This is a genomic window from Shouchella clausii, from assembly GCF_002250115.1.
GTDB lineage: Bacteria > Bacillota > Bacilli > Bacillales > Bacillaceae_D > Shouchella > Shouchella clausii.
This window is the reverse complement of sequence record NZ_CP019985.1, coordinates 4,499,348-4,517,459: the sequence shown is the minus strand read 5'-3', so window position 1 is coordinate 4,517,459 and position 18,112 is coordinate 4,499,348. Positions and strand designations below refer to the sequence as shown.

Below are 18,112 nucleotides of genomic sequence, written 5' to 3'. Positions count from 1 at the left end.
GTATAACAGATGCGACGATCATGAACCCAATACGCATTTCTTGTTGAAGAAATGATAAGAAAGCGGGTTCCATTTGTTCAAACTCGACGATCCCCGCATACCCGGATAACCGTATCCCCAAGCCCAAGGGTTGTATTGCCACCAAGCATCGCCTAGCCCTGTGCCCATAAGCGCTGTCATTAGCAAGCCAGCGACGCCAAACAAAGCAGACGCACCGATTCCAAACAAACAACTAACAAAAAAATAGAAAAAATAAAGAACAACGCTTGTGGCAACTAGCCATGCTCCGCCAATTAAAAAAGGCAGAAGTGGTAGTTCGGCATTTGATAAGAGGAAACCTAGCGACAATAAACCGATCGCCAAAAAGATGGAAACGCCGTTTAGCAAAATAAGAAATGTCATTTTGCTAAAATACGGAATGAGTTTCGGTAATGGAGCGCCGACAATATTTTGGAAGTGCCCCGCTCGTTCTTCTTGAGAAACAGTCAGACCGCACACAAGGGCAACGACAAAAGGCAAGGCAATCGCTAATGGCGTCATAAACAACTCATAGATATGAGCGCCCTCGAGTTCCCGGGCGTGGAAATAAAGCAGGCATACCGCTGAATACAGCAGTGGAGCAAGTAAATGGAGCCACATAAAAGCAGTGCGTTTCGTTTTAAGAACGTCGGCATATAAACATCGTAGCAGTTGCACGCCTTTATGCCACCTCCTGTTTCGACTTCTGCACAACAGCAAAAGCGAAAGACTTTTGAGAGATCATAAGCAATGCTGCGAACAACAATAAAGAAAGTATGATAGCGATCGGGATGACTGTCATGCTAAGCAATGGGTCGCCCTCTTCAAGGGCAAGCCATTTGGTGGATGCCAATCGTTGGGCTCATTGCTCGGATCGGCCAGCTCCACGGGCATGCCCACCAGTAAGCTTTCGAGGCGGCGATAATGCCTAATACTAGGCAGCCAAAAAGGTTAATGATCAAGGAAAACGCAAAGCCGAATTTTTTGGCAAGCATGAGACAAAACGGAATTTGCCATAATGTTGTCGCCCACAGTAAGAAACAAGCAGCGATAACAGGAAAGGACCAACTGGAAAAATGGACACAACCGCTTCGATCAGAAACATGACCACAAGAAAAATCAGTTGTGAAGCAAGGAATAAAGGGCAATAACGCTTGCTTTCGCTAGCCAAACGAGCCGCAAATCGACAGGGGCTGAATAAATGCCGTTGTAGTTGGATGCCTGCTTTTCCCGGACGTGAACCAAAGCACAAAACAAAGCAATCATCATCGGCATAAACATGATCGACCACCAATTGAAGGTGAGATACACAAAGTATTCCATGTTCATAATAAAAGAAAAAGCAACTGTTAAGAGTGGGACGATGCCAATCATTTTTCGCGCAAATGTTCTTTTTAGCTTAAGTTTTCAGCTTTCATGTATGAGATGAACATTGTTATTTCCTCCTGTTTGTTTTTACAACTTCCATAAACAGCCTTTCTAAGTCATCTTCGCCTTTGATGCTGTCTTGGTAGCCGAGGCGCCCTTCGCTTATGATGCCAATGTGGTCTGCCATTAATTGGACTTCCGACAAATGTGGCTTGATAAAATGACGGTCATGCCCTTTTGCGGAAAAGACGTAATCAGCTCCCTTAATTCTTGGATGCCAAGTGGGTCCAATCCGTTCGTCGGCTCGTCAAGGATGAGCAATTTCGGCTGATTCAAAGAGCAATGGCAATGCGAGCCTTTGTTTCATTCCCATCGAAAATTGGCCAGCTTTTTTCTTGCCAGTATAAGTTAAATCGACGGTATGGAGGACTTCCTCGATTCGTTGTGTAGGAAGCCCGCGCAATAAGGCATGTACTTTCACATTTTCAAATGCTGTTAAATTGCCATAAAGGGGCGGGGCTTCAATCAGAGAACCAATGTCTTTTAACATAGACCGGTTCCAACTGCGGCCGTCAAATAAAATCTCCCAGAACTGGGGCGTAAAATGCCCGTTAACATTTTTAGCGTTGTTGATTTTCCTGCACCATTAGGGCCAAGCAACCCATAGATGCTGTTTTTGGTACGCGTAATGGACACGTCTGCTACAGCAGCCTGTTTGCCAAAGCGTTTGCCTCAGTTGTTTCGTCTCTAACATCATTGTGCTCACAAGACCTCTCCTTTTCCATGTCATCGTTAACTGAATAAGGATAGCGGATAATTATCAATAATTAATCAAGAAATGGGGAAATGTAGGTTCCGTAATGCCGTCATTTGGCGAGTGGAAATTTGGGAAGCGCGAAGTGTTTTTTGAAGTCGGCCATGCCCGTGAGAAGAGTTACTGGGCGTGAAGAAAAGGAAAAGGCGCGTTCATGCCTACTCCTTTAAATTTGTTAAATGGATTCCGTAAAACGCTTTGCGGAATGCATCCGGCGTCATGCCTTCTGTTTTTTTGAGAGGCGCATAAAATATTTTCGTCTTGGATGCCAACGTCAGCAGCGACTTCTTTAATCGTGGCGTCTCGTCCCGATAAGATGTCTTTTGCTTTTGTCATTTTGACAAGTATAATGTATTTTTGCAAAGACATGCCAATATGCTGTTTAAACTGCCTCGTTAAATAGTCTGGTTGTAATTAAACTGGTCGGAGACACGCTTAACGGTAAGAGGTTGGTTCGCGTATACCCGAATCCATTCCATAATGTGGGATAAATCGCGTTGGAGGCTCGTTTCGTAAGAGGCGAAGCATAAGAGGCAATCAGTTGTTCTGATAATTCAATTAGCAATGACGTCATAATATAACTGGCGCCTAAATGGGTGCGGCAACCTCCTTGGGCAAGGTCTGTTAGTTGATTAAACAAAATATTCAGCCTTTCGATTGCTGTGGCTTGAAAACGTCGGTATAAAAATGAATGAAGCAAGGATATGGCTGTACGTTCTTGCGAAAGCGCATAATCTGTTCGTCCATTTGTTTTTTGTCTAGATACGTTGCACGATGATTGTCTAAATTAAAGTGAAACCAATAGTAGGACAAGCCAGGCTTAGACGGTTTGATCCCCCTATGTTTAATGCCTTTTTTTAAAAGCAACGTATGGCCAGGACCGACTTCGTATAAATGGCCTTCTTGCTCAATGAACAAAGAGCCGCGAATGCCGATCAACAATACATAGCGTCCAGCGTGCGGGTAGGATGGCAAAAAGGGCTTCATTGTTTCGACTTCGCCGGCCGATGCGTAACGAACGGGTTCTAGCGCATGAATCATTAATAGTCGCTTTCCATGGATAAGTCCGCCTCCCCGTATTTTTTCCATCGTACGAAAGAAGGGCGGAAAAGTCCACCTTTTCTTATTTCCCTCTACCGACAGCAAAAACAAGGCTTGGTATGATCATTTTTGAAAGGGCTTACAACAAAAGGAGGATGACAATGCTTGAACAACGCAATCGCCATATACGCGTAACCCGATGATTTTTGGGGGCGTTATATTGACGTAGTAAAGGAAAAGGTGATTCCTTACCAATGGGCAGCATTGCATGATGATATAGAAGGGCGGCGCCGAGCCATGCGATTGAAAACTTAAAAATCGCTGCTGGCGAAGCGGAGGGCGAATTTCATGGCTTTGTTTTCCAAGACAGTGATGTGGCTAAATGGATTGAAGCGGCCGCTTATGCACTTGCCGAAAGGCCTGATCCTAAGCTGGAGCAACGCTGTGATGAACTCATTGCGCTCATTAGCCGTGCCCAACAACCGGATGGCTACTTAAATACGCATTATACGATCAAAGCGCCGACAAAAAGGTGGACCAATTTGCGCGACAATCACGAACTTTATGTAGCTGGGCATTTGATCGAGGCGGCAGTTGCTTATTATGAAACGACAGGAAAACAGGCGCTTTTGGATGTGGTGTGCAAGTTTGCCGATTTAATTGACCAAGTGTTTGGTCCTGAACCTGGGAAATTTAGAGGCTATGACGGCCATCAAGAAATCGAGCTTGCGTTATTAAAATTGTATCGCGTTAAAGGAGAACCACGCTATTGCGGTTGGCGCAATTTTTTATAGAAGAACGGGGAAAGGAGCCCCACTTTTTTGACGAGGAAGCAAAAAAACGAGGCGAGGACGGAACGTTTTGGTACCGCGGTCGATACAAGTATTCACAATCACACCTACCTGTACGGCAGCAACAAGAAGCAACGGGCCACGCCGTTCGCGCCGTTTATATGTACACCGCTATGGCGGATTTAGCGAATGAAACAGATGATGAGCAGTTGGCGAAAGTGTGCCGAACGCTTTGGGACAATGTGACCAACCAGCAAATGTATATTACAGGCGGCATCGGCTCGGCAGAGTTTGGCGAAGCATTTACATTTGCTTATGACTTGCCAAATGATTTGGCTTATACAGAAACATGCGCTTCGATCGGGCTAGTTTTTTGGGCCAAAAAAATGCTGGAACTTGAAGCAGACAGCCGCTATGGCGATGTCATGGAACGGGCGCTCTATAATGGCACCATCAGCGGCATCCAGCTTGATGGGACGAAGTTTTTCTACGTGAATCCCCTTGAAGTGTGGCCACAAGCTGCCAAGCACCGCCACGATTTAAAGCATGTCAAAACAGAGCGCCAACCGTGGTTCGGCTGTGCATGCTGCCCGCCAAATATAGCGAGGCTGCTGGCTTCTATTGGCCAATACATTTATACAACGAAAAATCAAACTGGATTTATCCACCTTTACATCAGAAACGAATCGACGCTCACAATCGGTTCAGGTGAAGTGACACTGAAAATGAAGTCTTCCTTTCCATGGCAGGGAGAGGTGGGACTGGAAGTGAACCCAGACACGAGCAGGCCATTTACGCTTGCCTTCCGTATTCCAAACTGGGCAAGCGATTATCAACTCACTGTCAACGGCCACTTTGTCGATGTGGAAGTCCGCAACGGCTACGCTTACGTGGAGCGGACTTGGCAAAAAGGCGACCATCTTTCGATCGAGTTTCCGCTGGAAACGAAAGTGATCCATGCCCATCCACAGGTAAGAGCCAACGCTGGCAAAATTGCGCTGCAACGGGGACCTATCGTGTTTTGTGCGGAAGAAGCAGACAACGGCAGCAACTTGCAAAGTGTCGCAATCCGCTGCCAGGAAAACATCGACGCGTCCTTTGCTAATGATCGCTTAAATGGCGTGATCGTGCTCAAGGGAAAAGGCGTTCGTACAGTCACAGCCAATGCAAACGAGTCTCTCTATTGCCTAAAGAGGCGTTGCAAACAGAAGAAGTGACATTGCAGTTCATCCCTTATTATGCCTGGGCAAACCGCGGCGAAGGCGAGATGGCTGTTTGGCTGCGCCATATATAGCTTTTGAAAGGAGGAGGAAAGGCCAATGAAAGGTCTGTTAAAGGACGCCTGTCATGTTGTCACGCTTCTAGCCGCCTTTAGTTGTTCCGGCTGCCTGTTTGCTTCTGTCGGCACCAATGACCCAGTAGAGCTGCGTTTTACCTACTGGGGTGGGCCGCTAGAGCGAGAAGCAGTTGAAACATTAATTGCCACATTTAATAACGAGCATCCAGGGATTCAAGTGAGGGCACAGCTTGTCCCGATTAATAGCTATGTGGAGAAAATGAATGTGATGGCTGCATCGAAAACACTTCCCGACGTAGGCTATTTTCCAGAGGGCAGCTTGTACCCGTGGGTGGAAAACGGCATGCTTCGCGATTTGACGCCATTGTTGACAGGAGACGAAGCAAACGAAAAGCTCGATTATACGCTATATCAGTTTCATGATGGGCCGATTGCTGGGGGCAGCGTCGCGAATGAAGTGATAAACATTTATTACAACAAACAATTGTTTGCAGAAGCGGGAGTAGAACTGCCGCCGACAAAAGCAGAAGAGGCATGGAGCTGGGATGAATTTGTCGAAGTCGCCAAAATGCTTACTGTAGATCGGAACGGACGGAGGGCGAATGAGCCTGGCTTTGATGAGAACCGGATTGAAACATACGGCGTCAGCAATTTTACGGGGTGGATCGACTCTTTCTTATTCAGCAACGGCGGCGGTTTTGTTGATGAAACAGGCAAACAGTTGTTGATCGATCAACCTGAATCAATAGAAGTGCTGCAGCACGTTGCCGACTTAATGTATGTGCATCATGTGATGCCAAAGCCGTCGGATTTATCAACCGTTCCAGCGACAGACACGGCGCTTTTAACAAAGCGTGTCGCTATGGCTGTTGACGGCCAATGGGCGATGCAGGAGCTTGGCCGGGCGAGTGTTAAGGACGGCTTGGACTTTGGCATCGGCGTACTGCCGTATTTTGAACAACCGGCAACGACTAATTATGGGACGCCGATTGTCGCCTTTGAGACAGGGAAGGAAGGCGAGCATAGGCAAGCAGTCGATACGTTTTTAACATACATCATGGATCCAGAAAATGTACTAATGCTTATTCATGAAGGGCTGTGGATGCCAAACGAAACAGCCTGGTACGAGGATCGTGAAAAAATAGAGCGTTGGATCGACACGCCGATTCATCCACCTGAATACGAAGAGGCAGTGGTCGACTGGGCTAAAGACTACGTTGTCCAAAACCCGAATTATTTTTGGGATGATCGGCAAAAAGCAGGCGACATCATTTCACCTGCCTTAGACCAGCTATGGCTAAACAACAAAACAGCAGAGGAAGTCGTACTTGATGACATTATGCCAAGGATGAAACGCCAGTTTGGCGACAAATATGAGTAGGGAGGGGGCAAATGTGGACATTGAACCGCTGAAACCGTCGATGGGGGCTAGGAAAAAAACGACTCGGTTTGCGAGAAAAGAGCATCTTGCTGGCTATCTGTTTACGCTGCCGGCGATTTTAGGCTTGCTCGTTTGGACAATTGGCCCGATTGTTGCCAGCTTGGTTTTGAGCTTTACCGATTACCAAGTGATCGCGGACACAATCAATTGGATTGGGTTCGACAATTATATAACCATTTTCACAGAAGATCTTTATTTTAAGCAAGCACTTGTCGTTACGTTGTATTTTGCGTTTGCCAGCACTGCCGCCACACTCGTCGCTGCCTTGTTGATCGCTCTGCTTATGAACATGAAGATAAAAGGGCAAGGGCTGTGGCGGACGCTCTTTTATTTGCCTGTACTTGTGCCAGCAGTGGCAGCAAACATTTTATGGATGTGGTTGTTTAATCCAGAATTTGGCCTGCTCAATGGCATTCTCCGCTTCTTTGGGCTCCCTGCCTCTATGTGGATCTATGACGAGGCATCGGTTATCCCGTCGCTGATTTTGTTAAGCATATGGGGCTGTGGCGGCGCTGCGCTCATTTTTCTAGCCGGTTTGCAAGAAATCCCGAAAGACCAATTGGAAGCAGTCGAGTTGGATGGCGGAAATGCTTGGCACCAGTTCCGCTTTGTGACAATCCCTACTATTTCGCCAATCATTTTCTTCAATTTGATTATGGGACTAATCGGCGCATTTCAAACGTTTAACCAAGCCTATATTATGACAGAGGGAGGGCCCAATAACGCAAGTTTGTTTTATGTGTATTTAATTTATCGAGAAGCATTTGTCCACAGTAATATGGGGTATGCCAGCGCATTAGCGTGGATTTTGTTCCTTGTTGTCTCGTTGTTCACGGTGTTGATTTTTAGATGGGGCAAAGGCTGGGTTTTCTACGGAGGTGGCAAATAATGCGAAGCCGAGGCTGGAAAATCATCGCTTATTGCCTGTTGCTTTTCGGAGCGGCTCTGTCGTTGCTGCCATTTTTCTGGATGGTACGAAGTGCGCTCATGACCTCTTCTGAAATTTTCCAATTTCCGCCGAAAATGTTGCCGGATCATTGGCTATGGGGAAATTTTATTGAAATTTTTGAAGTGGTTGAATTCGGCTTGTATTTGAAAAATACACTGTTTATCCTGATTCCTGTCCTAATCGGGACAGTGTTGACAAGTTGCATGTGCGGTTTTGGTTTTGCACGCCTTCAATTTCCAGGGAAAAATATCTGGTTTACACTCATTATTGCCACGATGATGCTTCCACCTGCCGTCACATTAATCCCAACCTTTATGCTTTGGACGGAGCTTGGCGCTATTAATACGTATTGGCCTCTTGTGTTTCCAAGCTTTTTTGGCGGTGGTGGCTTCTTCATCTTTTTAATGAGGCAATTTTTTATGAGTATTCCCCGGGAATTAGACGAAGCGGCATTAATCGATGGCGCCAATTATGTGCAAATTTTTGTTTTTGTGCTCCTGCCCCTTGTCAAGCCTGCGCTACTAGTTGTTGCCTTTTTCACTTTCACGAATGTGTGGAATGACTTTTTCGGCCCATTGATTTACTTAAATGACGAATCATTGTTTACACTGGCACTCGGTCTTTTGCAGCTCCAAGGCACGTATACATCGGACTGGAATTTAATTATGGCTGCGGCGACTGTCATGACGTTGCCGGCGATTCTTGTCTTCTTTCTTGGGCAAAATATTTTGTTGAAGGTGTTACGCTAACTGGCATCAAAGGATAGAAAAGGAAAATGATCAACGAATTAGAGGAGCCTTGGCAACTATGTCGAAGTCCGTAAACGGGCGTTTCACAAAAAAGTCCGCAAAGGGATGAATCACAATGGTTCGACATCATCTTTACTTTCTAAGTGCAGCGGTTTGTCTGGCAGTTGCCGTTGGCTCATTCTTTCTGCTTGAAAATCCGCTCTCATTCGCTGTCATTTTTGGCGGGTTGTGTATACTCAACATCGTTAGAGGCCGTTATCATTACCGAAGCGCGAGAAAACAAAATAACGCTTCGGCAACGAAGACGCTAAAAGGAAAAGAGCGGGCTTAAGCCCGCTCTCGGACTGTAGACAAACGATGTCGTTGTTTGCCTCAGTCTCAGAGTGGACTAGTTAAGCCCACTCTTCCTTTAATAAACTAAACAAATAAAGGTCAATATACCGGCCTTTTGCCTTTTCATACTGTCGCAAAAGCCCTTCATTTTGAAAACCGATTTTCTCTAACAAGCCAATCGAGGCGCTGTTTTCTGGTTCGACTTTTGCTTCAATCCGATTTAATGCAAATGAAGCAAAGCCGACTTCCACCAATTTCATGAGCGCTTCCTTCATATAACCATGGCCCCAATAACGTTCCCCTAATTCATACCCAATTTCGCCTCTGTCATTGTCAGCATCAAGCTGGTTAAAGCCGCAAGTGCCAATCAGATCGCCTGTTTCAGCGAGAAAAATCGAATATCGGTTTCCTTTCTTTTCTTTGCTTAGCTGTGCAAACATCTTAATAATGTCTTCTGCTTGTGTGACATCCGTTAACGGAATGATATTCATAAATTTTGTGACCGCCGGCGTTGACCAAATGGTGAACAGCTCGGGGGCATCTTCGTCTGCCAATTCCCGAAGGTAGAGGCGGTTTGTTTTCAATGAGTTCATTATGCCTAGCAGCTCCTTTAGTTGAAAAATAGTCTTAGAAAAGGCAACTTAGGCTATCTGGCATCGTTCACCTCGCTTTTTGTTCTTTTACAGTATAGCGCAGTCAGAAGGAGCGAGCAAACCCAATAGGAAGTTTGGAAAGTAGAAAAATAGCTGATAAAAAATCGAAAACGATGTTTTATGATCAACTGTTGAACACGGATTTATATATGCATAATCCGCTATGTAAAACGGCTGTAAACAGGTTTTCAACCGATCGTTGTCATTGGTAAACGGCAAGTAGCGTACACGATGATGTTATATTTGCTATCATAGGGAGAGAGGTGAGCAAACATGCATTCTTTTGGAAGCAAACTGAAACAGCTCCGTGAAGAACAAGGATTTTCTCAAGAACAATTGGCGAAAGAATTGAACGTTTCCAGGCAAGCCGTGTGGAAATGGGAGACAGACAAAGGTTTGCCAGACATTCAAAATATTGTCCGTCTAAGTGAATTATTCGACGTTACGACTGATTATTTATTAAAGGAGAGCGAGCTAATAGCGGAACCCACTCCGACTAGGAAGTGGAACAGCGAAGAAGACATTGGCTTTTATTTAGGAATGATTCTGATTTTAGTTGGCGGTTTGGCATTTGAAGGGAGCACTTCATGGATTTTGATATCAATAGGGTTAGTCTTCCTCGTCTTTTTTGACGAACTGCTCATTTCAATAAAGCGTTTCTTTTCTAATCGTGACAATTAAATGAGAATAAATGAGAGTGAGTGCTTCTGAGAGGAATTGCTTCCTTTGATATGGTAAAGTTAAAGCAGCGGACTTTCTTGCCTTGTTGAAGGAGGAATACATATGGGCACAGTGCCTGCCAACCCATTTAAAATTATACAACTAGCTTTTAAGGAAACCGTGCCAAAAGCGCATGCCGAGCTGCAGAAATGGCATCAAGAAGCATTAAAAATCGAGGATGTCGAAATCCGGGAGCAAGCCGCTTGGACGGTCAATGATAAAACGTTTCATTGTGAAGGCGGCAGCATTTTTGCATTGCTGGCAGGAGAAAATAAGGACAACCATATTCAATTTTTAGTTGCCTACCAAACGATTTGTGATTATCTTGATACACTTTGTGACAAAAATGATGCCCATGATCCAAATGATTTCCGTTCCATCCATCAAGCACTTTTAGACTGTTTGACGCCTGACAAACCGTATGGCGATTATTATCAGTATCGTGATCGCTTCGAAGACAACGGGTATTTGCGGAAATTGGTCGATGCTTGCCGGGAAGCGACTGCTTCTTTTCCTGGATTTGCGGACATGCAAACGCATATGCAGGAAGTATCCCAGTTTTACATTGACTTTCAAGTATACAAGCATGTCGAGGAAGAAAAACGTGAGCCGTTATTAAAGGATTTTTATGAACGCAACAAACATTTTGCCCCGACGATGCGTTGGTATGAATTTGCTTGCGGAACAGCCTCTACCCTTGCCTTATACTGTATGGCCGCTTATGCTGCTGCCCCTGTACAGACTGCTCAAGGCCAGCAAATAAAAGAGGCGTATTTTCCTTGGGTACAAGGCGTCCATATTCTGCTCGATTATTTTATTGACCAAGAAGAAGACCGCCAAGAAAACGAAATGAATTTTGTCGCTTATTATCGGGACAGCAAAGAAATGTTCGAGCGTTTTAAATACATTGATGAGAAGGCGACAGAAAAGCTGCAAATGCTTCCCGATAAAAAATTCCATTTGCTGTTGAAAACAGGGCTGTACGCGTTGTATTTATCAGATAAAAAAGTGATGAGCCATCCTCGTTTGAAAGCAGAAGCAAAACAATTAATCAAACTAGGCGGTTTTCCAGCAAGCTTGTTTTATTACAACCGTTGGATTTTTAAACGTAAAATTTCATAACTAGGGCGCAAAAGGGTCGATATAGTCGACAAAATCCCAGACTGATAGAAAACGCTTGTCGGCCAGGGCGCTAAAAGCGCTCTGGTGTTGTTGCCGATGCCAGAAATGATGGCTTTCACCAAACCCTCTTATAAAAAGTCTAGTAATCTTATGGGAGATTAAGTATAATAGGGGAAACAACAAAAGAGGTGACATCATGTTTAAGAAAAACGCTTTATGGTTAGCGGTTGCAGCTTCTGCCATGCTTGTCGTTACTGCGTGCTCAAACGACCCTGAACAAGCAGAAAATACAAGCGATGAGGCGGAAAACAGCGCAAGCGGGGCCGAGCTAACGATTGATTTGTCGTCTGATCCTGTTTCTCTCGACCCCCATGGGGCAAATGATGGGAATTCATTATATGTAATGGGGACTCTTTACAATAAGTTGGTTGAGTTTGATGAAAACAATGAGATTCAACCAAGCTTGGCGACAAGCCTTGAACAAATAGAAGATGATGTCTGGGAAGCAAAGTTGCGTGAAGACGTGACATTCCACGACGGCAGTGAATTTAATGCTGAAGTTGTTAAAGCCAACTTGGACCGTGTTCGCGACCCAGATCTAGGTTCCCCTGTTGCGTTTTTGTTTGATAAAATCACCGATGTCGAAGTCATCGATGAGTACACGGTTCATATCCATACAGACGGCCCATTTTCGCCGCTTCCTTCCCATTTAGCCCATCCAGCTGGTGGAATGATTAGCAAAGAAGCGATTGATGCTGATTATGAAGCAATCGAAAACGGCGAACCTGCTTTTTCATACGTAGATGCACATCCGATCGGCACTGGTTTTTTTGAATTGGACAGCCGTACATCAGGCGAATCGGTCTCTGTAACCCGGAATGAAGATTACTGGGACAAGGACAACCTTGCCAAAGCAAGCGGAATTACTTTTAAAACGGTTCCAGAGGAAGCAACGCGAATTGCTGAGTTGCAAGGCGATGTAGCGGATCTTATTTACCCTGTTAACCCGAGCAGCATTTCGGAAATCGAGTCTGCCGAAAACACGACTGTGAAACAATCTCCAAGCTCGAACTTGACTTATCTAGGCTTTAACACTGAAGTTGAACCGTTTACTGATAAGCGAGTACGCCAAGCCATTAGTATGGCGATTGACAAAGACAGCATTATTAACGGCTTATTGGACGGTGTTGCTGAACCGGCGATTGGGCCACTTGCGCCTACTGTTACAGGTTACAGCCAAAACATCGATACGTTCGAATATGACCAAGAAGAAGCGCGGCAGCTACTGGAAGAAGCAGGCTATGAAGACGGTTTTGATGCGACATTAACTGTAAACAGCAGCACTGCCTCATTAGTTGATTTGGCTACCTACTTGCAAGCCCAACTTGAAGAAATTGGCATAAACGTTTCCATTAATCCGGTTGAGAGTGCTACTTATCTGGAAATGACCGGTGATGGCGAGACGGAAATGTTTATCGGCACGTGGGGAACCGTAACCGTCGATGCCGATTATGGCTTGTATCCGATGTTCCATTCATCCAACTTTGGCGCCCCTGGCAACAGAACGTTCTTTGCCAATGAGCAATTAGACGATTTGCTAGAGCAAGCGCGTAAAGAGACGGATGAACAGAAGCGTTTGGCCCTTTATGAAGAAGCGCAAAATGTGTTGGCCGAAGAAGCGCCAGTCGTCAATTTGTACCACTCTGTGTTATTGGCCGGCATGGGCGATGACATTGAAGGGTTCTGGCAATATCCAGCAAGTATTTTCTATTTACGTGATACGGAAAAAGTCGAGTAATTTAATCGGCAAGTAAATGGTTAAAAAAGCGGCGCGCTGCGATTGACAGTGGCGCTGCTTTTTTTGTGATGAGCGCGATTTCCCTAGTGGGGATGGCTATATCGACTGGGATTTCGACTAACTCGCTTCGCTCAAGTTCCTTTTCGATCAGCTCTTTAGCAACAAAGCCAATTCCCATGCCAAGCTTGGCGCACTCAATTAGCAGTTCAATGCTTCCGACTTCCAACTCTGGAGAAAACGTTTGCCCCTGTTGTTGGAATAAATGCTCAAGAAAAGAGCGAGTACTGCTCCCTGCTGAAAAAGAGACAAGCGGGTAGCGGGTTAGCTCCGCTAATGAATGGGTACCGTCATGAAGCGTTTTGTATGTTGGACTAGTACAAAAAAGGCAAGTCGTCGTTTTAAAAGGGGTTATTTCCATGTCCTTCTCGTTAATAGGCAAGTGCACAATCCCTATGTCGATTTCGCCCTTGCTCTAGTTTTTTCATAATGTCTGGCGTCGAGCCATGCTGGAACTTAATGTCAAGCTTCGGCCAACGTTTCAAAAAAGAGGGAACCCGTGGCAACAGATAATGTTTGCAAATCGAGTCGCTGCTAGCAATGGTAATCGAGCCACTTTCAAGCGCTTTCAATGATTGGAGGTGCCGTTCTCCTGTTTCAATGTGGGCAAATGCTTGCTTGATGTACGAGTAAAGCACTTTGCCTTCATTTGTTAAAAAGACCCCTTTTGAGTGCCTAACAAAGAGCGACACGCCTAGTTGCGTTTCCAATTGTTTAATGGCGTGGCTGACACTAGGCTGTGTAATAAATAGGGAGGAAGCGGCTTTGCTAAAGTTTTGCTCTTTAGCCGTTGTATAAAAAATGCGGTAATGCTCTAAATTTGTCATAAATATCACCTATGTCATCGATTAATAATATTGATTTCATTTATATCACTTCTGTCATTAAAATAAAAGGAAGAACGAATACAAAGGAGATTGGAGCATGGTTCAGTTTGATTCACAAGCACGTAGCCCTTGGACGCCTTTAGCAGGGGTGGAGCGCCTCCGTTTAACGCCGAGCCAAAAGAGAATAAACGCTTCGTTAGAAGTGCCTGGAAGCAAGAGTGCAACAAATCGCGCATTGCTGTTGGCAGCAGCTGCGTCAGGCACTTCTACATTAAGGAATGCGTTAAAAAGCGACGACACGTATTGGTGCATCGATGCGCTTACAAAAACAGGGGTAAAAATTGCGGTAGATGGAAGCGATATGACTGTCTATGGGAGAGGAGGGGTGTTTCATTCTGGCTCCCTTTATATTGGTTCAGCTGGAACAGCAGGACGTTTTTTGCCTGGAATGTTGGCGGCTGCAACGGGAAACTGGCATGTGGAAGCGAGCCAAAGCATGAACAAACGCCCCATTGCTCCCTTGGTAGAAACATTACAGGCATTAGGGGCAGGCATTCAGTATGGCGACCGTAGGGGCCATTATCCCCTTTCCATCTCCGGTGAAGGGTTGAACGGGGGAAAAGTGAACATGAGCGGCCAGCTGTCCAGCCAATTTATAAGCGGCTGTTTATTGGCGGCTCCATTGGCGAAAGAACCTGTCTCGATCACTGTTGAAGGCGGCATTGTCCAACAGGCGTATGTGCGAATCACAATCGACTTGATGGCAGCTTTTGGGGTCGAAGTGAAAGCAGCGCCTGATTTAAGCTTGCTTGAAGTGAACCCTTCTCCTTATGTCGCAAACGACATCGCGATTGAAGCCGATGCCTCAACGGCTTGTTACTTTCTTGCCCTTGCCGCCATCACAGCAGGGAAAATCCGTATACGCCATTTTTCGACGAAAACAAGCCAGCCAGATATTCTGTTTGTCTCCATCCTTAAACGAATGGGATGCAACTTTGAAATCGGACCATCGTTTGTTGAAGTAGAAGGGCCCCCTCGTTTAAAAGGCGGGTTTTCCGTTAATATGAATGAATTATCCGATCAAGCCTTAACGCTTGCCGCGATCGCTCCTTTTGCTGACGGTCCAATTGCCATTGAAGGAGTTGGCCACATCCGACACCATGAATGTGATCGCATTCGCGCAATTTGTACAGAGTTAAGCCGCTTAGGTATCCGTGTCGAGGAAAGACATGATGGATTAATGGTTTATCCAGGCCAGCCGACGCCAACCGTTGTAAACACATACGATGACCACCGCATGGCGATGGCGCTCGCTCTGATTGGCGCAAGAGTAGATAAAATCGAACTAGACGATCCTGGCTGCGTTGCCAAAACATGCCCCTCTTATTTTTCCATGCTTGCCCAAACAGGAATAGGGGTAAAAACCGTTTCTTCTTAAGCAGCCAACTCATGGAAAAACCCACCCTCAGACTGATAGAAAACGCTTGTCAGACGAGGAGTGCTGGCGAGGGAAGATGCGAATAGAACGGGGGTTCATGAGCAGCGGTTTTCTTGCGCATGAAACGACAGTTTCAAAGCATATGACCGAGGCAAACGACGAAGTATGCGAGCGTTTGTCTACAGTCTGAAACCCGCCGTATGTTGCGGCGGGTTATTTGTCAAGAAGCTCTTTTTTTATTTAGTGATGTGGCCTCTGGTGGCAGTGGCCGTTTTGACCAGTATGTGGCAAGGATAGGCCCAGAAATGTTGTGCCAAGCAGCGGCGAGTACACTTGGTATGGCAGCCAATGGTGTAAAATGGGCAGTTGCTAAGGCGACGCCTAGACCGGAATTTTGCATGCCAACTTCAATTGAAATCGCACGACGCTGGCTAGCCGGCAAACGGAAAGCGAGAGCTGCTATAAAGCCTAGTGCGAGGCCGGCGGCATTATGGAGCATCACGGCAACAAAGCTAATCAAGCCTGCTTGGATCAAGCTGCCAGTGTTGGCGGCAACCACTGCTGATAAGATCGCGAGAATGGCAAGCACAGAGACAAGAGGCATCGCCACAGATGTTTTTGCTGCGATTTTTGGCAAGAAACGGTTAATCAATAACCCGGCGATAACGGGAATGACAATGACTTGAACAATCATCGTAAACATGTCGACGAAATTGACTGGCAGCCATTGTCCAGCTAACAAATAAAGCAAAGCCGGTGTAGCGATTGGCGCCAATAACGTTGACATTGACGTCATTGTAATTGAAAGGGGTAAATCGCCTTTTGCCAAATAAACCATGACGTTGGACGCTGTGCCCCCAGGGACTGAACCAAGCAGCACAAGGCCAGCCGCGAGTTCTGGCGGCAATTGCAGCAAATAAGCAATCGCGAAAGCGGTAAAGGGCATGATCGTAAATTGGAACACAAGGCCAAGCAAAACAGGGAGTGGGCGTGTGGCAACAAGCTTAAAGTCAACTGGCTTCAACGTCATTCCCATCCCTAGCATGACGATGCCTAGCAAAATTGGTACATAGCCATTAATCGGGATAAAAACTTCTGGAACAAGAAAAGCAGTGATAGCCGCTACAATAACAAGCAGTGCAAAATATTTTCCGGCAAAAGAACTAAGCGATTCAATCCACTTCATACAACATCCTCCGTCTTTGTGTACAACAATTTATTAGGGTTCATTCGATTTTCAGGGTCAAGGGCGCGTTTGATCGATTGCATTACACCAAGCGCTGGTCCGTGTTCTTGTGCTTGGTATTTCAGTTTGCCGATGCCTACGCCATGCTCGCCTGTGCAAGTGCCACCGCGGGCAAGTGCATCATTGACAATCGCTTCATTTAAGCGGCTAGCCGCTTCGATCTCATCAGCGTTAGCCGGGTCAATCATTAGCAAAACGTGGTAATTGCCATCGCCAACGTGACCAATGATGCCTCCTTCAAAAGGAGAGCAAGTGACCGCATTTCGAGCTGTGCGAATCGCGTCTGCCAATTGTGAAATGGGGACGCATACATCTGTCACCATCAGCTTTCGTCCAGGGGCGCTATGCACGTAAGCATATGCCAAGTTATGCCGCGCTTCCCATAGCTTGTTGCGTGCCGCTGTATCGGTTTCGAAAGCAAAGGCTTCGCAACCGTAGTCGGCCACCATTTCTTTTGTAAATGCCACGTCTTGTTTGAGCCCTGCTTCATTGCCATGAAATTCAAGAAATAGTGTCGGCTTTTGGCTGTAATCAGTATCGCTAAAGGCATTGACTTTAGCAATGGAAGGTTCATCTACTAACTCGACGCGGGCAATCGGAATTCCAGCTTGTAAAATCGCGACAACAGCGGCTACTGCGTCGTCTAATGTCCGAAAGGCCGCGCGCCCAGCTACAATATGTTCAGGAATGCCGTGGACACGTAACGTCAATTCTGTAAAGCAGCCAAGAGTGCCTTCTGATCCTACAAACAATCCGTTTAAATGGTAGCCTGATGATGACTTGGCTGCAAGATTGCCAGTGCGGATCATCGTCCCGTCAGCTAAAACGACTTCCAAGTCACGGACTTGATCCCGCATAATGCCGTACCGCACAGAAGTTGTGCCGCTGGCATTGGTGGCAGCCATGCCGCCAAGTGTCGCGTTTGCGCCAGGATCGACTGGAAAAAATAATCCATATTTCTTTAATTCCTGATTGAGCTGAGAACGGGTTACCCCTGGCTGAACCGTTACAAGGAAATCTTTTTCTTTTACAGCAATAATGTTATTCATTTCTGAAAAATCGATTGAGATGCCGCCTTCATACGGAATCGCATGGCCTTCTAAACTTGTGCCGAGGCCAAATGAATAGATAGGCGCGGAAAATGATTTAGCTATCTGTATAATGGCTTGTACATCTTCTGTACATGTGGGATATGCGACCACTTCAGGTTTGCTTGGCGTATGGTAGGATTCGTCCTTGCTATGAAGCGCAAGGGCTGTTTCGTTAATTGTCACTTTTTGAGTCCCTAAATGGGCTTGCAATGCCTTGGCCAACTCAGACATGCATCATCCCCCTTTTCTGTTCGAATGTTGCGACGTTTGAAAGCCAAAACGATTCGTCTAATAATGGCAGATTATATCACGTTACGGTGGCCCTGTATAGATAAAAAAACCTGCTGTTATCAGCAGGC

At 45.9% G+C, this 18,112-nt stretch carries 22 protein-coding genes and 2 pseudogenes; 11 read left to right on the top strand and 13 right to left on the bottom strand.

From position 1 onward, the window contains the following. Nucleotides 1–18 precede the first annotated feature (18 nt). The 8 genes and pseudogenes from BC8716_RS22205 to BC8716_RS22185 form a co-directional block, all read right to left on the bottom strand. Nucleotides 19–696, bottom strand: coding sequence for a lantibiotic immunity ABC transporter MutG family permease subunit (locus BC8716_RS22205; RefSeq protein WP_094429124.1), 678 nt, complete (start codon nucleotides 694–696; stop codon nucleotides 19–21). Nucleotides 697–700: 4 nt separating this feature from the next. Then, nucleotides 701–871, bottom strand: coding sequence for a hypothetical protein (locus BC8716_RS22920; protein ID WP_257392271.1), 171 nt, complete (start codon nucleotides 869–871; stop codon nucleotides 701–703). 266 nt (nucleotides 872–1,137) lie between these two features. Continuing rightward, the gene (locus tag BC8716_RS22935) at nucleotides 1,138–1,392 is read right to left on the bottom strand and encodes an ABC transporter permease (RefSeq protein WP_302467469.1); all 255 of its coding nucleotides are present in this window, start codon (nucleotides 1,390–1,392) and stop codon (nucleotides 1,138–1,140) included. A 180-nt stretch (nucleotides 1,393–1,572) separates the two neighbouring features. Next, nucleotides 1,573–1,677, bottom strand: coding sequence for a hypothetical protein (locus tag BC8716_RS22615; RefSeq protein ID WP_257392307.1), 105 nt, complete (start codon nucleotides 1,675–1,677; stop codon nucleotides 1,573–1,575). 16 nt (nucleotides 1,678–1,693) lie between these two features. Further along, a pseudogene (locus BC8716_RS22910) lies at nucleotides 1,694–2,082 on the bottom strand (ATP-binding cassette domain-containing protein). A 238-nt stretch (nucleotides 2,083–2,320) separates the two neighbouring features. Further along, a complete protein-coding gene (locus BC8716_RS22190) occupies nucleotides 2,321–2,569 on the bottom strand; it encodes a hypothetical protein (RefSeq protein WP_094429123.1) in 249 nt (82 codons plus the stop codon). A gap of 13 nt (nucleotides 2,570–2,582) precedes the next feature. After that, a complete protein-coding gene (locus BC8716_RS22440; protein WP_157730519.1) occupies nucleotides 2,583–2,840 on the bottom strand; it encodes a hypothetical protein in 258 nt (85 codons plus the stop codon). 5 nt (nucleotides 2,841–2,845) lie between these two features. Next, nucleotides 2,846–3,241, bottom strand: a complete 396-nt coding sequence (locus BC8716_RS22185; RefSeq protein WP_157730518.1) for an AraC family ligand binding domain-containing protein — start codon at nucleotides 3,239–3,241, stop codon at nucleotides 2,846–2,848. 302 nt (nucleotides 3,242–3,543) lie between these two features. Between BC8716_RS22185 and BC8716_RS23040 the strand changes: the two are divergent. The 7 genes and pseudogenes from BC8716_RS23040 to BC8716_RS22160 form a co-directional block, all read left to right on the top strand. After that, nucleotides 3,544–4,598 (top strand): annotated as a pseudogene (locus tag BC8716_RS23040) (glycoside hydrolase family 127 protein); the annotation flags it as partial. A 147-nt stretch (nucleotides 4,599–4,745) separates the two neighbouring features. Beyond that, nucleotides 4,746–5,249 carry a glycoside hydrolase family 127 protein gene (locus BC8716_RS23035; protein ID WP_367576840.1) on the top strand — a complete coding sequence of 168 codons (504 nt, stop codon included), beginning with the start codon at nucleotides 4,746–4,748 and terminating at the stop codon, nucleotides 5,247–5,249. Next, nucleotides 5,216–5,326, top strand: coding sequence for a hypothetical protein (locus BC8716_RS23030; RefSeq protein WP_367576743.1), 111 nt, complete (start codon nucleotides 5,216–5,218; stop codon nucleotides 5,324–5,326). Before BC8716_RS23035 ends, BC8716_RS23030 begins: the two co-directional genes overlap by 34 nt. Before the next feature lie 25 nt (nucleotides 5,327–5,351). Continuing rightward, the gene (locus BC8716_RS22175; protein ID WP_094423407.1) at nucleotides 5,352–6,710 is read left to right on the top strand and encodes an ABC transporter substrate-binding protein; all 1,359 of its coding nucleotides are present in this window, start codon (nucleotides 5,352–5,354) and stop codon (nucleotides 6,708–6,710) included. A gap of 40 nt (nucleotides 6,711–6,750) precedes the next feature. Continuing rightward, the gene (locus tag BC8716_RS22170; RefSeq protein ID WP_094429125.1) at nucleotides 6,751–7,659 is read left to right on the top strand and encodes a carbohydrate ABC transporter permease; all 909 of its coding nucleotides are present in this window, start codon (nucleotides 6,751–6,753) and stop codon (nucleotides 7,657–7,659) included. Then, entirely contained in the window at nucleotides 7,659–8,468 is an 810-nt protein-coding gene (locus BC8716_RS22165) for a carbohydrate ABC transporter permease (RefSeq protein WP_367576741.1), read from the top strand. The genes BC8716_RS22170 and BC8716_RS22165 overlap by 1 nt, the downstream gene beginning before the upstream one ends. Nucleotides 8,469–8,583: 115 nt before the next feature. Then, nucleotides 8,584–8,799: a hypothetical protein gene (locus BC8716_RS22160; RefSeq protein ID WP_094423405.1), complete on the top strand. Its 216-nt coding sequence runs from the start codon at nucleotides 8,584–8,586 to the stop codon at nucleotides 8,797–8,799. Between the two features lie 61 nt (nucleotides 8,800–8,860). On the opposite strand, the gene BC8716_RS22155 is transcribed toward BC8716_RS22160, so the two are convergent. Beyond that, entirely contained in the window at nucleotides 8,861–9,394 is a 534-nt protein-coding gene (locus BC8716_RS22155) for a GNAT family N-acetyltransferase (protein WP_094423404.1), read from the bottom strand. A 333-nt stretch (nucleotides 9,395–9,727) separates the two neighbouring features. On the opposite strand from BC8716_RS22155, the gene BC8716_RS22150 reads away from it, so the two are divergent. The 3 genes from BC8716_RS22150 to BC8716_RS22140 all read left to right on the top strand — a co-directional run bounded on the left by BC8716_RS22150 (nucleotide 9,728) and on the right by BC8716_RS22140 (nucleotide 13,094). Continuing rightward, the gene (locus BC8716_RS22150) at nucleotides 9,728–10,135 is read left to right on the top strand and encodes a helix-turn-helix domain-containing protein (protein WP_094423403.1); all 408 of its coding nucleotides are present in this window, start codon (nucleotides 9,728–9,730) and stop codon (nucleotides 10,133–10,135) included. Nucleotides 10,136–10,237: 102 nt separating this feature from the next. Further along, nucleotides 10,238–11,296 (top strand): tetraprenyl-beta-curcumene synthase family protein, encoded by a 1,059-nt coding sequence (locus BC8716_RS22145; RefSeq protein ID WP_094423402.1) that lies wholly within the window; start codon nucleotides 10,238–10,240, stop codon nucleotides 11,294–11,296. A 196-nt stretch (nucleotides 11,297–11,492) separates the two neighbouring features. Then, nucleotides 11,493–13,094 (top strand): glutathione ABC transporter substrate-binding protein, encoded by a 1,602-nt coding sequence (locus tag BC8716_RS22140; protein WP_094423401.1) that lies wholly within the window; start codon nucleotides 11,493–11,495, stop codon nucleotides 13,092–13,094. A 1-nt stretch (nucleotide 13,095) separates the two neighbouring features. Here BC8716_RS22140 and BC8716_RS22905 read toward each other — a convergent pair whose 3' ends face one another. After that, entirely contained in the window at nucleotides 13,096–13,512 is a 417-nt protein-coding gene (locus BC8716_RS22905; protein WP_257007986.1) for a LysR family transcriptional regulator substrate-binding protein, read from the bottom strand. 10 nt (nucleotides 13,513–13,522) lie between these two features. Beyond that, complete coding sequence (locus BC8716_RS22900; RefSeq protein WP_257253900.1) at nucleotides 13,523–13,978, bottom strand: LysR family transcriptional regulator; 456 nt, start codon at nucleotides 13,976–13,978, stop codon at nucleotides 13,523–13,525. 97 nt (nucleotides 13,979–14,075) lie between these two features. Between BC8716_RS22900 and aroA the strand changes: the two genes are divergently transcribed. Next, on the top strand, nucleotides 14,076–15,416 hold the full coding sequence (gene aroA / locus BC8716_RS22130) for a 3-phosphoshikimate 1-carboxyvinyltransferase (protein WP_094429121.1): 1,341 nt from the start codon (nucleotides 14,076–14,078) through the stop codon (nucleotides 15,414–15,416). Between the two features lie 220 nt (nucleotides 15,417–15,636). Here aroA and BC8716_RS22125 read toward each other — a convergent pair whose 3' ends face one another. Together BC8716_RS22125 and BC8716_RS22120 are read right to left on the bottom strand one after the other, a co-directional pair. Continuing rightward, nucleotides 15,637–16,602, bottom strand: coding sequence for a bile acid:sodium symporter family protein (locus tag BC8716_RS22125; RefSeq protein WP_094429120.1), 966 nt, complete (start codon nucleotides 16,600–16,602; stop codon nucleotides 15,637–15,639). Further along, nucleotides 16,599–17,984 carry an FAD-binding oxidoreductase gene (locus BC8716_RS22120; protein ID WP_094429119.1) on the bottom strand — a complete coding sequence of 462 codons (1,386 nt, stop codon included), beginning with the start codon at nucleotides 17,982–17,984 and terminating at the stop codon, nucleotides 16,599–16,601. Before BC8716_RS22120 ends, BC8716_RS22125 begins: the two co-directional genes overlap by 4 nt. Between the last annotated feature and the right edge of the window lie 128 nt (nucleotides 17,985–18,112).

Excerpts from the sequence above, each read along its gene's own strand:
- BC8716_RS22935 (WP_302467469.1), bottom strand. The coding sequence starts at position 1,392 with ATGATTGGCATCGTCCCACTCTTAACAGTTGCTTTTTCTTTTATTATG.
- BC8716_RS22190 (WP_094429123.1), bottom strand. The coding sequence starts at position 2,569 with ATGTCTTTGCAAAAATACATTATACTTGTCAAAATGACAAAAGCAAAA.
- BC8716_RS22185 (WP_157730518.1), bottom strand. The coding sequence starts at position 3,241 with ATGATTCATGCGCTAGAACCCGTTCGTTACGCATCGGCCGGCGAAGTC.
- BC8716_RS22175 (WP_094423407.1), top strand. The coding sequence starts at position 5,352 with ATGAAAGGTCTGTTAAAGGACGCCTGTCATGTTGTCACGCTTCTAGCC.
- BC8716_RS22170 (WP_094429125.1), top strand. The coding sequence starts at position 6,751 with ATGGGGGCTAGGAAAAAAACGACTCGGTTTGCGAGAAAAGAGCATCTT.
- BC8716_RS22165 (WP_367576741.1), top strand. The coding sequence starts at position 7,659 with ATGCGAAGCCGAGGCTGGAAAATCATCGCTTATTGCCTGTTGCTTTTC.
- BC8716_RS22160 (WP_094423405.1), top strand. The coding sequence starts at position 8,584 with ATGGTTCGACATCATCTTTACTTTCTAAGTGCAGCGGTTTGTCTGGCA.
- BC8716_RS22155 (WP_094423404.1), bottom strand. The coding sequence starts at position 9,394 with ATGAACTCATTGAAAACAAACCGCCTCTACCTTCGGGAATTGGCAGAC.
- BC8716_RS22150 (WP_094423403.1), top strand. The coding sequence starts at position 9,728 with ATGCATTCTTTTGGAAGCAAACTGAAACAGCTCCGTGAAGAACAAGGA.
- BC8716_RS22145 (WP_094423402.1), top strand. The coding sequence starts at position 10,238 with ATGGGCACAGTGCCTGCCAACCCATTTAAAATTATACAACTAGCTTTT.
- BC8716_RS22140 (WP_094423401.1), top strand. The coding sequence starts at position 11,493 with ATGTTTAAGAAAAACGCTTTATGGTTAGCGGTTGCAGCTTCTGCCATG.
- BC8716_RS22905 (WP_257007986.1), bottom strand. The coding sequence starts at position 13,512 with ATGGAAATAACCCCTTTTAAAACGACGACTTGCCTTTTTTGTACTAGT.
- BC8716_RS22900 (WP_257253900.1), bottom strand. The coding sequence starts at position 13,978 with ATGACAAATTTAGAGCATTACCGCATTTTTTATACAACGGCTAAAGAG.
- aroA (WP_094429121.1), top strand. The coding sequence starts at position 14,076 with ATGGTTCAGTTTGATTCACAAGCACGTAGCCCTTGGACGCCTTTAGCA.
- BC8716_RS22125 (WP_094429120.1), bottom strand. The coding sequence starts at position 16,602 with ATGAAGTGGATTGAATCGCTTAGTTCTTTTGCCGGAAAATATTTTGCA.
- BC8716_RS22120 (WP_094429119.1), bottom strand. The coding sequence starts at position 17,984 with ATGTCTGAGTTGGCCAAGGCATTGCAAGCCCATTTAGGGACTCAAAAA.